The 12,868-nt window shown below is 54.4% G+C and carries 9 protein-coding genes, 2 rRNA genes and 2 pseudogenes; 12 read left to right on the top strand and 1 reads right to left on the bottom strand.

What is annotated here, in order from left to right; genetic code table 11:
- Positions 1-402: 402 nt before the first annotated feature.
- A 23S ribosomal RNA gene (locus tag AC0L6A_RS14810) occupies positions 403-3,238 on the top strand.
- 81 nt (positions 3,239-3,319) lie between these two features.
- Positions 3,320-3,434, top strand: a 5S ribosomal RNA gene (gene rrf, locus AC0L6A_RS14805).
- Positions 3,435-3,640: 206 nt separating this feature from the next.
- Here the strand turns inward: rrf and AC0L6A_RS14800 are convergent.
- Entirely contained in the window at positions 3,641-4,195 is a 555-nt protein-coding gene (locus AC0L6A_RS14800) for a hypothetical protein (RefSeq protein WP_473291088.1), read from the bottom strand.
- A gap of 194 nt (positions 4,196-4,389) precedes the next feature.
- Between AC0L6A_RS14800 and AC0L6A_RS14795 the strand changes: the two genes are divergently transcribed.
- The 10 genes and pseudogenes from AC0L6A_RS14795 (at position 4,390) to AC0L6A_RS14750 (ending at position 12,787) form a co-directional block, all read left to right on the top strand.
- The gene (locus AC0L6A_RS14795; protein ID WP_473291086.1) at positions 4,390-5,196 is read left to right on the top strand and encodes a DMT family transporter; all 807 of its coding nucleotides are present in this window, start codon (positions 4,390-4,392) and stop codon (positions 5,194-5,196) included.
- Positions 5,197-5,357: 161 nt separating this feature from the next.
- A complete protein-coding gene (rplO, locus tag AC0L6A_RS14790; protein WP_473291084.1) occupies positions 5,358-5,828 on the top strand; it encodes a 50S ribosomal protein L15 in 471 nt (156 codons plus the stop codon).
- Positions 5,829-5,934: 106 nt separating this feature from the next.
- On the top strand, positions 5,935-7,290 hold the full coding sequence (secY, locus tag AC0L6A_RS14785; protein ID WP_473291082.1) for a preprotein translocase subunit SecY: 1,356 nt from the start codon (positions 5,935-5,937) through the stop codon (positions 7,288-7,290).
- Positions 7,287-7,865: an adenylate kinase gene (locus AC0L6A_RS14780; RefSeq protein ID WP_473291081.1), complete on the top strand. Its 579-nt coding sequence runs from the start codon at positions 7,287-7,289 to the stop codon at positions 7,863-7,865. Before secY ends, AC0L6A_RS14780 begins: the two co-directional genes overlap by 4 nt.
- 285 nt (positions 7,866-8,150) lie before the next feature.
- A complete protein-coding gene (gene rpsM, locus AC0L6A_RS14775; protein ID WP_473291079.1) occupies positions 8,151-8,519 on the top strand; it encodes a 30S ribosomal protein S13 in 369 nt (122 codons plus the stop codon).
- Between the two features lie 15 nt (positions 8,520-8,534).
- Entirely contained in the window at positions 8,535-8,924 is a 390-nt protein-coding gene (gene rpsK / locus AC0L6A_RS14770) for a 30S ribosomal protein S11 (protein ID WP_473291078.1), read from the top strand.
- Between the two features lie 110 nt (positions 8,925-9,034).
- Positions 9,035-10,052 (top strand): annotated as a pseudogene (locus AC0L6A_RS14765) (DNA-directed RNA polymerase subunit alpha).
- A gap of 147 nt (positions 10,053-10,199) precedes the next feature.
- Positions 10,200-10,628 (top strand): 50S ribosomal protein L17, encoded by a 429-nt coding sequence (gene rplQ / locus AC0L6A_RS14760; protein ID WP_473291077.1) that lies wholly within the window; start codon positions 10,200-10,202, stop codon positions 10,626-10,628.
- A 176-nt stretch (positions 10,629-10,804) separates the two neighbouring features.
- Positions 10,805-11,416 (top strand): helix-turn-helix transcriptional regulator, encoded by a 612-nt coding sequence (locus AC0L6A_RS14755; RefSeq protein WP_473291076.1) that lies wholly within the window; start codon positions 10,805-10,807, stop codon positions 11,414-11,416.
- Positions 11,417-11,469: 53 nt separating this feature from the next.
- Positions 11,470-12,787, top strand: a pseudogene (locus tag AC0L6A_RS14750) (replication-associated recombination protein A).
- Positions 12,788-12,868 lie beyond the last annotated feature (81 nt).

Here is a 12,868-nt window from a genome sequence, read left to right as displayed (position 1 = left end):
TTCGTCCAAGTCACCCGCAAGGATGACGGACACACTGATTTACATCGTTTAGAGAGAATACAATAAACAACACTGTTGGTCCCACAAGTGCGTGGTGCCTCAGCGGTTCTTCCTTCGGGAAGCGGTTGATTTTGGTCCCTTTCCTCGGACCTTCTTCGATATCGCTGCTGAAATGACGGTGTTGTCCAAGTCAAGTACACTAACCAACACTCAAGCCCTGCACGGACTTGAGTGTGTTTGAACGTAAGTTTGAACAAATGTGCTTCTTAACGGATCAAAGACCGACATCTGCGATCCAGTTCTTCGGAACAGTTAGGAAGCGCGGGAAAGTATGCTTTTGGTCCAGTTTGCCCTTCGGGGTAAGACGGCAGATATACAAAAGGTCTGTCTTCTTCTGGATCAAATCAAGCGCGAGAAGGGCGTTTGGTGAATGCCTTGGCAGTAAGAGGCGATGAAGGACGTGATACTCTGCGATAAGCTTTGGGAAGGTGAGAATAGCCGTTATACCCAGAGATTTCCGAATGGGGGAACCCACCTGACAGTTCATTATAATAACTTCGGTTATTTATAGTGTTCTGAAACAGGTATTTATAGACTGAATACATAGGTTTATAAAAGCAAACCCGGGGAACTGAAACATCTAAGTACCCGGAGGAAAGGAAATCAATTGATACTCCCCTAGTAGCGGCGAGCGAACGGGGACCAGCCGAGCCATGAGTGTGGATAGAATGCGTTGGGAAGCGCAACCATAGTGGGTGATAGTCCCGTATATGAAGCATGATTGGACGTATTAAGTAGGGCGGAACACGTGAAATTCTGTCTGAAGATCGGAGGACCACCTTCGAAGGCTAAGTACTCCTTACTGACCGATAGTGAACCAGTACCGTGAGGGAAAGGTGAAAAGCACCCCGACGAGGGGAGTGAAACAGTACCTGAAACCGAACGCCTACAATCAGTCGGAGGCCCCTTGAGGGCTGACGGCGTACCTTTTGTATAATGGGTCATCGACTTGGTCTATCTAGCAAGCTTAAGCCGTTAGGTGTAGGCGCAGCGAAAGCGAGTCTTAATAGGGCGAATGAGTTAGGTGGATCAGACCCGAAACCGAGTGATCTAGGCATGGCCAGGTTGAAGGTGCAGTAACATGCACTGGAGGACCGAACCCACATCTGTTGAAAAAGATCGGGATGAGCTGTGCCTAGGGGTGAAAGGCCAATCAAACTCGGAGATAGCTGGTTCTCTGCGAAATCTATTTAGGTAGAGCGTCATACGAATACTCCCGGGGGTAGAGCACTGAATGGGTAATGGGGGCATACAGCCTTACTGATCCTAATCAAACTCCGAATACCGGGAAGTACTATATGGCAGACACACAGCGGATGCTAACGTCCGTTGTGGAGAGGGAAACAACCCTGACCTACAGCTAAGGCCCCTAATTCATGGCTAAGTGGGAAAGCAGGTGAGACGACCAAAACAACCAGGAGGTTGGCTTAGAAGCAGCCATCCTTTAAAGATAGCGTAACAGCTCACTGGTCTAAATAAGTTGTCTTGCGGCGAAGATGTACCGGGGCTCAAGCCATGAGCCGAAGCTTAGGGTGTGCACTTATGTGTACGCGGTAGCAGAGCGTAGTGTGACATAGTTCCATTCCTCATTAGATCTGTTCGCAGATCCTTTGAGGATAGGAGCTTTCGATGAAGCGGGCGTGTGAGCGATCCCGTGGAGAGATCACTAGTGAGAATGATGACATGAGTAGCGACAAAGGGGGTGAGAGACCCCCTCGCCGAAAATCCAAGGGTTCCTGCTTAAAGCTAATCTGAGCAGGGTAAGCCGGCCCCTAAGCCGAGGCCGAAAGGCGTAGGCGATGGGAACCAGGTTAATATTCCTGGGCCGTGGAGTGGTGACGGATCTCGAAGGTAGTTCATCCTTATCGGATTGAATGGGCTGCTAAGAGGTTCCTGGAAATAGCCCTCCTGCAAGACCGTACCCTAAACCGACACAGGTGGATAGGTAGAGTATACCAAGGCGCTTGAGAGAACGATGTTGAAGGAACTCGGCAAAATACCTCCGTAAGTTCGCGAGAAGGAGGCCCAGTTTCTACGCAAGTATTGACTGGGGGCACAAACTAGGGGGTGGCGACTGTTTACTAAAAACACAGGGCTCTGCGAAGTCGCAAGACGACGTATAGGGTCTGACGCCTGCCCGGTGCCTGAAGGTTAAAAGGAGGAGTGCAAGCTCCGAATTGAAGCCCAGGTAAACGGCGGCCGTAACTATAACGGTCCTAAGGTAGCGAAATTCCTTGTCGGGTAAGTTCCGACCTGCACGAATGGCGTAACGACTTCCCCGCTGTCTCCAACATCGACTCAGCGAAATTGAATTGCCTGTCAAGATGCAGGCTTCCCGCGGTTAGACGGAAAGACCCCGTGCACCTTTACTACAGCTTCACATTGGCATTAGGCCGAGCATGTGCAGGATAGGTGGTGGGCTTTGAAACTGTAACGCCAGTTACAGTGGAGCCTCCCTTGAGATACCACCCTTGCTCTGCTTGATGTCTAACCGCGGTCCGTTATCCGGATCCGGGACCCTGTGTGGCGGGTAGTTTGACTGGGGCGGTCGCCTCCTAAAGAGTAACGGAGGCGCGCGAAGGTTGGCTCAGAGCGGTCGGAAATCGCTCGTTGAGTGCAATGGCAGAAGCCAGCCTGACTGCGAGACTGACAAGTCGAGCAGAGTCGAAAGACGGCCATAGTGATCCGGTGGTCCCGAGTGGAAGGGCCATCGCTCAACGGATAAAAGGTACGCCGGGGATAACAGGCTGATACTGCCCAAGAGTCCATATCGACGGCAGTGTTTGGCACCTCGATGTCGGCTCATCTCATCCTGGGGCTGGAGCAGGTCCCAAGGGTACGGCTGTTCGCCGTTTAAAGAGGTACGTGAGCTGGGTTTAGAACGTCGTGAGACAGTTCGGTCCCTATCTGCCGTGGGTGTAGGATACTTGAGAGGAGTTGCCCCTAGTACGAGAGGACCGGGGTGAACGTTCCACTGGTGGACCAGTTATCGTGCCAACGGTAGTGCTGGGTAGCTATGAACGGACAGGATAACCGCTGAAGGCATCTAAGCGGGAAGCCCCCCTCAAAACAAGGTATCCCTGAGGACCGAGGTAGACTACCTCGTCGATAGGCCAGAGGTGTAAGCGTGGCAACACGTTCAGCTGACTGGTACTAATGGTCCGATAGGCTTGATTTGATCCAGTAGAAGTTAGACCTCTACGGATAATCAAAAGCATACATCACAGTAAGACTTGACTTGGATTGGTTCTTTATTCGGTTTGGTGGTCACAGCACCAGTGAAACACCCGATCCCTTCCCGAACTCGGCCGTTAAGCACGGTTGCGCCAATGGTACTGCATCTTAAGGTGTGGGAGAGTAGGTCACCGCCAAACCTAATAAAGAACCAATAACGTATCCTCTCAAAACGATGATAAAACATACAAAACGCCGCTAACGGACCCCCGTTGGCGGCGTCTTGCGTTCCGGGGGAGGGAAGAGTGAATGAAAAAGGCGCGGGTAACTATGCCGCGCCTTTGAGGATTTTGTGAAATGAAGTATACAAAACCGATCGAACAACCTTTCGACCCTTGTGACTGTCTTACTTCAACTCGATGGGAAGTTCGTCCTTGGCTTGGGGGGCAAACCGCCAAACATCTTTTCCGTTGCGGGCCGCGTTGACTGCGCCAGTCAGTGCGGCATCTACAGCAACACCGATCAGTACGCCAGCCACACCACCACCTGCATAGGGCGCGCCAGCCGTTTCTTGAGGAATGAAGGGATTAAGCGTTTGATCTGAAAGCCATTTCCCTTTCTGACATGTCAGCCGCAAGGGCTGGGGCTTGTCCTTCACCAGTGGGACATTCACATGGGCAGGAGTGACAAATTGTAGAGACAGCTCAGACGAGCGAAGTTGACATTTCGCCCCCTGAATCTCGCGGACCGTCGAGTCATCTACTTTTAGAAAAGTGCGAAAAGTTTTCTTTTCGACGCTGTCAATGCGGTCTTGATTGAAACCGGAGGCTGTCTTGAAGTTGACAGATCTTTCCGCGACGGGTTGGGGATAATTTTCCTTTTGGATGCCACCGGTGCTGTTACAAGCAGCGAGCGTTGCGATCGCAGCAACCAAGGGCAATGACTTGAGCATAGGTTTCACTTTCTACTCCTTGAAGAACCTTACGTCTAACATCGAGCGCAGCTATCATAGGGCGAAAACGATGAAAAGTTCTTTCGGATAGGTTATGGGCATTCTCCCACCAAGTCGTGAGATGCGTTTGGACTGAATACGCAGTAAGCAGATGAAAACTGACTGGACCCCACATGCGCCTCTTTTTCCTAACCCTTCTCACCATGACCGCTTTCGCGGCGAATTCTTTGCTTAACCGAGCAGGACTCGCTGAGGGTGCCATTGGTCCCGCTGGCTTTGCCGCAATCCGGGTGATCTCCGGCGCAGTGATGTTGTGGGTGTTGATGGTGTTGGGGCAGAAGGTTGCCCCTAAGCGTGCAAACCCCGATTGGATCTCGGCCAGCGCGCTCGCTGTCTATTTGCTGGGTTTTTCCTTCGCCTATGTCGCGCTGGATGCAGGGCTGGGGGCGTTGGTGCTGTTTGCTATCGTGCAGGTCACGATGTTTGCCGGTGCTGTGCGGGCGGGGGATCGGATTCCGGCATTGCGCTGGGGCGGGATGGTAGTGTCCATGTTGGGGCTGGCTTATCTGGTGTGGCCGTCCGAAAATGTGCTGCTTCCGTTGCTCCCCCTGATCCTCATGACCGTAGCGGCAATCGGTTGGGGCATCTATTCCCTGATCGGGCGGCGGTCAGTAGCACCGCTTCAAGCGACTGCGTGGAATTTCATCTACGCCACGCCCATCGTTCTGATTGTCACGCTGCCGTTCATCTGGGGTGAAGTCTTCTCAACCTCCGGCGTCCTTCTTGCAATCATCTCAGGCGCTATCACATCTGGCCTTGGCTACGCGCTGTGGTATCGCGTATTGCCGCAGCTGGCCTCCAGCACCGGCGCGCTGGTTCAGTTGTCCGTCCCGGTGATTTCCATGGGGGCAGGGGGGATTTTGCTGGGTGAAGCCGTCGGCTTTCGGGAAGTCACCGCCTCGGCCCTTGTGCTTGGTGGCATTGCTGTCGGGCTACTGGCACGCAAATAGAAGCCAAGGCTTGCACGGTTCGAGCGGGTCGTCTATACGCCCCCGGTGGCCTTGCCACCTAAGAATCAAGCTGTGGCCTTGCGTCACGGAATCAAAACCAAGAAAAGCCGTGTTTGGCCCCGTATCGCTTCTGGGGTCAGTTCCGGCAAAGGAGAAGCGAAATGAAATTGCATGAACTGCGCGACAACCCTGGCGCAACCAAACCCCGCAAACGTGTTGGTCGTGGTCCCGGTTCGGGCACTGGTAAAACCGGTGGCCGTGGTATCAAAGGTCAAAAGTCGCGTTCGGGTGTAGCTATCAACGGCTACGAAGGCGGCCAAATGCCCCTCTACCAGCGTCTTCCTAAGCGTGGCTTCTCGAAGCCGAACCGCAAGAAGTTCGCTGTGATCAACCTGGGCCTGATCCAGAAGTTCATCGACGAAAAGAAAATCGACGCCAAGAAGATCGACGAAGACACTCTGGTGGCTTCGGGTCTGGTACGTCGTAAGCTGGACGGTGTTCGTGTTCTGGCCAAAGGTGAATTGACCACCAAAGCCAACATCACCGTGACCGGTGCGTCTAAATCGGCCATCGAAGCTGTTGAGAAAGCTGGCGGTAAATTGACCGTCGCTGCCCCGGCTGCGGCTGAATAAGACCTTGTGAGGGGCGCGCCAGCCCCTTACATGTCTAATCACGTTTTCAAGCGCCGCCGGAGCCGGGAACGGTCCGGCGGCGCTTTACTTGATCTAAGGGGGCCTTATGGCATCTGCAGCAGAACAAATGGCGTCGAACATGAGCTGGAGCGCCTTCGGTAAGGCGACTGAGCTTCGCCAGCGCATCTTCTTCACGATCGGGATTCTGATCATCTATCGTCTTGGCACGTTTATTCCCGTTCCAGGGATCGACGCGAACGCCCTGCGAGATTTCATGGAGCAAGCTCAGTCCGGCATCGCTGGCGTCCTTGGTATGTTTACCGGTGGTGCGCTTAGCCGCATGGGTGTCTTTGCCCTTGGCATCATGCCGTACATCTCGGCTTCGATCATCGTGCAGCTTATGTCTTCCATGTGGGAGCCATTGAAGCAGCTGAAGAAAGAAGGCGAACAAGGCCGCAAAAAGATCAACCAATACACCCGTTATGGCACAGTTCTGCTGGCGACAGGTCAGGCCTTTGCGCTGGCGAACTCACTGCAAGCAGGCGATCTGGTGACCAATCCGGGTATGTTCTTCATTGCAGCCTGTGTGATCACCCTTGTGGGCGGCACCATGTTCCTGATGTGGCTGGGTGAGCAGATCACCGCACGCGGCATTGGCAACGGTATTTCTCTGATCATCTTCGTAGGCATCGTGGCCGAGATTCCGGCTGCCTTGGCTCAGTTCCTGGCTTCAGGCCGTTCGGGCGCAATCAGCCCCGCCGTGATTATCGGTGTGATCGTCATGATGGTCGCCGTGATTGCATTTGTTGTGTTCATGGAGCGTGCGCTACGCAAAGTTCACATCCAGTATCCGCGCCGTCAGGTCGGTATGAAGATGTATGATGGTGGTTCAAGCCACCTGCCGATCAAAGTGAACCCGGCAGGCGTTATCCCGGCGATTTTTGCTTCGGCCCTTCTGCTGTTGCCGACAACAATCTCGACATTCTCGTCCGGTCAGTCTGGCCCGGTCATGTCGACCCTGCTTGCCTATTTTGGTCCCGGTCAACCGCTTTACCTGCTGTTCTTCACCGCCATGATCATCTTCTTCACGTTCTTCTACACAAGGGAAGTTGCGTTCAAAACGGATGAGGTTGCAGAAAATCTGAAAAGCCAGAACGGTTTCGTGCCCGGCATTCGCCCCGGCAAGAAAACTGCCGAATATCTGGATTATGTTGTGATCCGTCTTCTGACACTTGGCTCGATCTATCTTGCTGCCGTTTGCTTGATGCCAGAAATCCTGCGCAGCCAGCTGTCGATTCCGTTCTACTTCGGCGGCACCTCGGTTCTGATCGTTGTGTCGGTGACCATGGATACGATCCAGCAAGTGCAGTCGCACCTTCTGGCCCACCAGTATGAGGGCCTGATTGAGAAGTCGCAGCTGCGCGGTAAGAAGCGTGGTAAGAAGGGGCCTGCACGTCGATGAACATTATTCTTCTTGGACCGCCGGGTGCCGGCAAAGGAACGCAAGCTGCCAAACTGGTGGAAGAGCGTGGCATGATCCAGCTGTCGACAGGTGACATGCTGCGGGAAGCCAAAGCCTCGGGCACTGAGATGGGCAAGAAGGTTGCTGCGATCATGGACGCAGGTGAGCTTGTCACGGACGAGATCGTCATCGGCCTGATCGAAGAAAAGCTGGAAGGCGACAATGGCGGAGGCTTCATCTTTGATGGGTTCCCCCGCACCCTGGCGCAGGCAGATGCACTGGGCGCATTGCTTAAGAAGCATGGCCAGTCGCTGGACGCTGTTATCGAAATGCGTGTGAATGACGACGTGCTTGTTGGCCGCATCGTTGGCCGCGCCGAGGATGCCCGCAAAGCAGGTCAGCCCGTGCGTGCCGACGACAACGAAGAAAGCCTGAAGATCCGTCTGATGGAATACTACAAGAAGACCTCGCCGCTGATTGGCTACTACTACGCCAAAGGTGATCTTCAGTCTGTCGATGGGCTGGGTACCATCGACGAAGTGCGGGCCGAGATTGCGGGTGTTTTGACACGTTAAGGCGATATGATTTTAGTCAGAAAACGCGCCGCAGCTGATCTGCGGCGCGTTTTCTTTTCCGGATAAGGATTTGGGAACACCACCCCATGACCAATGACGGGTTGACGGTGGCGGGAATCCCATCTAAGTCACCCCATCCCTTACGGGAATCGGTGTGTCTGCGGGGTCGCTCCCCTAGCTGCACCAGACCAAAGAATTCAGCGCGGCCCGTGGGAAAAATCCGGCGGGCTTCCGTTGTGAAAAAAGGTTCCGGAGTTACGGATCCGCAACGAAAGGAAAGACTACGTGGCACGTATTGCTGGCGTAAACATCCCGACCCATAAACGGGTCCCGATCGCCCTGACTTATATCACTGGTATTGGCCATACTTCGGCTGCTGCTATCTGCGAAGCTGTGAAAATCGACGTTTCCCGTCGTGTCAACGAACTGTCGGACGCTGAAGTTCTGGCTATTCGTGAGCACATCGACGCGACCTACACCGTTGAAGGTGACCTGCGTCGTGACACTCAGATGAACATCAAACGTTTGATGGATCTGGGTTGCTACCGCGGTCTGCGTCACCGTCGCAACCTTCCTGTTCGTGGTCAGCGTACCTCGACCAACGCACGTACTCGCAAAGGCCCCGCAAAGGCTATTGCTGGTAAGAAGAAATAAGGGAGGGTTTGACCAATGGCTCGCGAAAAGACTCGTACCAAACGTAAAGAGCGTAAGAACATCGCATCCGGTGTTGCTCACGTGAACTCTTCGTTCAACAACACCAAGATCCTGATCTCGGACGTGCAAGGCAACGCCATCGCATGGTCGTCGGCAGGCACCATGGGTTTCAAAGGCTCGCGTAAGTCGACACCGTATGCTGCACAGATGGCTGCGGAAGACGCTGGCAAGAAAGCTCAGGAACACGGCGTTAAGACGCTGGAAGTTGAAGTTCAAGGCCCCGGTTCGGGTCGTGAATCGGCTTTGCGCGCACTGGCCGCAATCGGCTTCAACATCACTTCGATCCGTGACGTGACACCGATGGCTCATAACGGTTGCCGTCCGCCGAAGCGCCGCCGCGTCTAAGGCAAGTAACTACCACCGGGCTCGCACAAATGCGTGGCCCGGTTTCCGTCATTTTAACCTCGGGCGTCCTGCCCTTTGGACATGGGGACAGGACTAGTATGGAGGGACGCATGATCCACAAGAACTGGGCAGAATTGATCAAGCCGACACAGCTGGACGTAAAGCCGGGCAATGACCCTGCACGTCAGGCGACCGTGATCGCCGAACCGCTGGAACGCGGCTTTGGTCTGACATTGGGCAACGCCCTGCGCCGCGTGCTGATGAGCTCGCTGCAAGGTGCCGCCATCACGTCGGTTCAAATCGACAACGTACTGCACGAGTTCAGCTCGGTCGCCGGTGTGCGTGAAGACGTTACCGACATCGTTCTGAACCTGAAGGGTGTTGCGATTTCCATGGAAGTTGAAGGTCCTAAGCGCCTGTCGATTTCTGCAAAAGGTCCGATGGTTGTCACCGCCGGTGCAATCTCGGAAAGCGCAGGCATCGGAGATCCTGAACAAAGATCACGTGATCTGTCACCTGGATGACGGCGCTGATCTGTTCATGGAGCTGACCGTGAACACGGGCAAAGGCTATGTCGCTTCGGACAAGAACAAACCGGAAGATGCGCCGATTGGCCTGATCCCGGTTGATGCGATTTATTCGCCGGTCAAGAAAGTGTCGTATGACGTTCAGCCGACCCGTGAAGGTCAGGTTCTGGACTATGACAAGCTGACACTGAAGCTGGAAACAGATGGTTCGGTTACGCCGGAAGATGCCGTGGCTTTCGCTGCGCGTATTCTGCAAGACCAACTGTCGATCTTCGTGAACTTTGACGAGCCGGAAGCAGCTGGCCGTCAGGATGAAGACGATGGACTTGAGTTCAACCCGCTTCTTCTGAAGAAAGTGGACGAGCTGGAACTGTCGGTCCGTTCGGCAAACTGCCTGAAGAACGACAACATCGTTTATATTGGCGATCTGATCCAGAAAACCGAAGCCGAGATGCTGCGCACTCCGAACTTCGGCCGCAAGTCGCTGAACGAGATCAAAGAAGTGCTTTCTGGCATGGGTCTGCACCTCGGCATGGATGTCGAAGAATGGCCGCCTGAGAACATCGAAGAGCTCGCTAAGAAATTCGAAGATCAGTTCTGATCTTCTGAGGGCCGGTTCTCCGGCCCTCAAATGCCCTCACGTTGAGGGGAACATCTGGGCGATCCTGCCCCAAGGAGAGGGACCGACACGCATCGGTTCTCAGACAAAGCACCGCTCACCTAAGAGCACCAAAGAAGGATTAAGAAAATGCGTCACGCTCGTGGTTACCGCCGCCTGAATCGCACACACGAACACCGTAAAGCTATGTTCTCGAACATGGCTGGCTCGCTGATCGAACATGAACAAATCAAAACCACCCTGCCGAAGGCCAAAGAACTGCGCCCGATCATCGAAAAGATGATCACGCTGGCCAAACGCGGTGACCTGCACGCCCGTCGTCAAGCGTCGGCACGTCTGAAGCAGGAAGATCAAGTTGCAAAACTTTTCGACATCCTGGGCCCGCGCTACAAAGACCGTCAAGGTGGCTATGTTCGCGTACTGAAAGCTGGCTTCCGCTATGGTGACATGGCGCCGATGGCGATCATCGAATTCGTTGAACGCGACGTCGACGCCAAAGGTGCGGGTGACCGCGCCCGTCTGGAAGCTGAAGAAGCTATCGCAGACGCCGAAGAATAAGAACTGCGTTTCTAACGTGTTCGAAGGCCCCGCGTTCAGCGGGGCCTTTTTCTTTTCAGACCAGTTTTTAACGAAATCAAGTGATCCCCGTTGAAAAGCAACCGCAGGTTGTTTGACATTGGATGGCTAGTCTAAAAGGATAGTTTTGCGAATGCAGTCTAGGTGCTGGTTAAACGATGAAGACAGACAAGAATATTGGCCAACGTTTGGCGCAATTGTCCCACTTGTCGCCTTCGGGTTACGCCATCGGACTTCACATACGGCATGCCGTTCCTCATCTTGAATATAAAACCTACGATCCAGAATGGATCAATCACTATATGGAAAGCGGCTTTATGCTGGCGGACCCAGTGGTGTTTTGGGGGTTCGGGAAAGGGACATCCATCCGATGGAGCGAAATAGATCTGCCTGACCCGCACCGAATACTCAAAATGGCCGAACGCTATGGGCTGAAATATGGAGTGGTCGTTGCCGTTGGGCTTATGACGTCGCGTACGATTGCCGGTTTCGCGCGTCCGGATCGCGAGTTTACGGATGATGAGATTAGGAAACTGCAGGCTCTTGTCGAAGAGCTGCACGTGATATCTACGCCCCCCGAAATTCTGACCAGGGCGCAACAATCGGCCCTTCAACATGTCGCCAAGGGGCATCGCTATGCCGAAGCTGCGGCGCTTTTGGGAATATCGGAAAGCGCATTGAAGGCGCGATTGCGTAGCGCGCGTGATCGGTTGGCTGCGCGGACGACTGCAGAAGCAGTTCAGCGCGCGCAAGAACGGCGGTTGCTGTAGTCCACAACGCTTTTCTTCTTTTCCCCGGCCTTCGAGACGCATAGTTTCACGGCATGGCCGATCTTTTTGACAGTTCAACAATTCGCACGGACGCTGCCCACGAGGCGCCACGCCCGCTTGCAGACCGATTGCGCCCGCAATCCTTGGAAGAGGTGATTGGCCAGGAACAGGTTTTGGGGCCCGAAGCGCCATTGGGCACGATGCTGGCAGCGGGCAGTCTTGGATCGCTTATCTTTTGGGGCCCACCCGGTGTTGGAAAAACAACCATCGCCCGCCTTTTGGCCCGCGAAACTGACCTACATTTTATCCAGATCAGCGCGATATTCTCGGGCGTGCCTGAACTGCGCAAAGTTTTCGAGGCTGCTAAGCATCGACGCGCAAACGGGCAGGGGACCCTTCTGTTTGTGGACGAGAGTCCACCGCTTCAACAAAGCCCAGCAAGATGGGTTCCTTCCTTACATGGAAGACGGGACCATCCTTTTGGTCGGCGCCACGACAGAAAATCCGTCGTTTGAGCTTAATGCTGCTGTGTTGTCACGGTCTCAGGTTCTTGTGCTAACGCGCCTAACTTTGGCTGATCTGGAACGCCTAGTGCAGCGGGCAGAGCAAGAGTTGGGACAAGCGCTTCCCCTGACGGGCGAGGCGCGCGAGGCCCTTTTGGAGATGGCAGATGGCGATGGTCGTGCGCTGCTTAACCTTGTCGAACAAGTCGCCGCTTGGAAGGTTGATGGCAAGCTGGATGTCGAAGGCTTGTCTTCGCGCCTGATGAAGCGCGCGGTGGTCTACGACAAGTCGGGCGACGAGCATTACAACCTGATATCCGCCCTGCACAAATCCGTGCGTGGGTCGGACCCTGATGCCGCGCTTTACTGGTTTGCGCGTATGCTAAACGGTGGCGAAGACCCGCGCTTTTTGGCCCGCCGTCTTACCCGTATGGCGGTCGAGGACATCGGATTGGGTGACCCTCAGGCCCAACGGGTTTGTTTGGACGCATGGGAAACCTACGAGCGGCTGGGAAGTCCTGAAGGTGAGCTCGCGTTGTCGCAAGCGGTTGTCTATTTGGCGCTCGCTCCGAAATCCAACGCCAACTACGTGGCTTATAAGGCGGCGGTTAAGGCGGCGAAGAAAACCGGTTCGGCACCTCCGCCCAAACATATCCTGAATGCACCAACACGCTTGATGGAAGAACAAGGCTATGGCGACGGCTATGCCTATGACCACGACGCGCCAGATGGATTTTCGGGCCAGAACTATTTCCCCGACGACATGAAGCGCGGTGTTTATTACATGCCAGTGGAACGCGGATTTGAACGCGAGCTGAAAAAGCGCGTGGACTACTTTGCTAAACTTCGCACCAAGCGCCAAGACTAAGGGCCGGGGTCACAGTTTCGCGAGATTGGCTCGAAAACGCTCTTAGCTTGTGCCAGACTTTAGGAACCGGACCGAGGGGCC

The sequence above is a fragment of the Aliiroseovarius sp. D2-2 genome, from assembly GCF_055809455.1.
This window is presented reverse-complemented; position numbering and strand designations above follow the sequence as displayed.